The sequence below is a fragment of the Bacillus songklensis genome, assembly GCF_042649685.1.
In the GTDB taxonomy this organism is placed as follows: domain Bacteria; phylum Bacillota; class Bacilli; order Bacillales; family Bacillaceae_H; genus Bacillus_BA; species Bacillus_BA songklensis.
Map to the genome: position 1 here is coordinate 1 of NZ_JBHRZT010000046.1, position 981 is coordinate 981.

The following is a 981-nucleotide window of genomic DNA, read 5'->3' on the forward strand; positions in this document are numbered from 1 at the left end:
CATTTTTATACAAAGATTGTGAATAAAAAAGCCGCCTTCCTTGCACCCTATGATAGACTCTACTCAACCATAGGAAGGAAGACGGACTATCATTATGATTCCCCATATCACAGATTCTCATTCATCTACTCATGCGTTACAAACGTTTTTTCATTATATTGATAGGATGCAGTCCCTGCCCAATCCCATTGGTCAAACTGGCCGCCCTCCTGTATGCAGAAAAGCGTTTCTCAAAAGTTTCTTTCTCAAAACGTGGTTTCGCCTAGATTCCTTACGTAAACTGAGAAGATTTCTGAAGGATTTCCCTTATTTCTCTCATCTGTGCGGCTTTTCCAAACTTCCGCATTTGGCTACATTTGCCCGCGTTGCCACATGGTTTCGAGAAGAAGGTTATGAATCCATCCACTTAGAAACTCTACAACGAATGGGACTTCGTCATACACTTATCGCTGTGATCGACAGTACCGCCTTGCGAAGCAGTCTGTATGATTCGCAGGCCGCCAAAGGAAAATCTACGCGATTTTCATGGTATAAAGGTTACAAACTTCACCTTTGTATAAACGCAGAAGGTGTTGTCCTGTCTTATGCATTCGTCCCTGCAAATCGATACGACAGCATCATTGCCCCCACCGTGTTATTTGCATTGAAGGAACTGGATTTGGATATCGCGTTTATTCTCGGGGATGCAGCCTATGACAGTAAAGATGTCCGCAAAGCTGCATCACAGATAGGCCCCCAGATGATTACGCCCATTAACAAACGGAATGGGACAAGAAAAGACGTGTATGCACGTGTCATGCCAGCTTTTCTAGAAACAGCTTTGGGAGATCTGCTTTTTGATCAGCGCAACAAGGTGGAGCGCCTTTTCCATCTTCTGAAAGACAAAGGATTGGAGAATCCACGGATGTTTGGGTATCACCGCTATCGTTTTCATGTCCAAACCATGCTTCTTATGCATAATATTGGATGTTTATTATAGTT

At 43.3% G+C, this 981-nt stretch carries 1 protein-coding gene; it reads left to right on the forward strand.

What is annotated here, in order from left to right; all coding sequences use genetic code 11:
- The first annotated feature begins 94 nt into the window (after nt 1-94).
- Complete coding sequence (locus ACFOU2_RS11200) at nt 95-979, forward strand: transposase (RefSeq protein WP_377915114.1); 885 nt, start codon at nt 95-97, stop codon at nt 977-979.
- Nucleotides 980-981 lie beyond the last annotated feature (2 nt).

What these genes read in the sequence shown, in the direction of transcription:
- ACFOU2_RS11200 (WP_377915114.1), top strand. Translation starts at nt 95, where the DNA reads ATGATTCCCCATATCACAGATTCTCATTCATCTACTCATGCGTTACAA.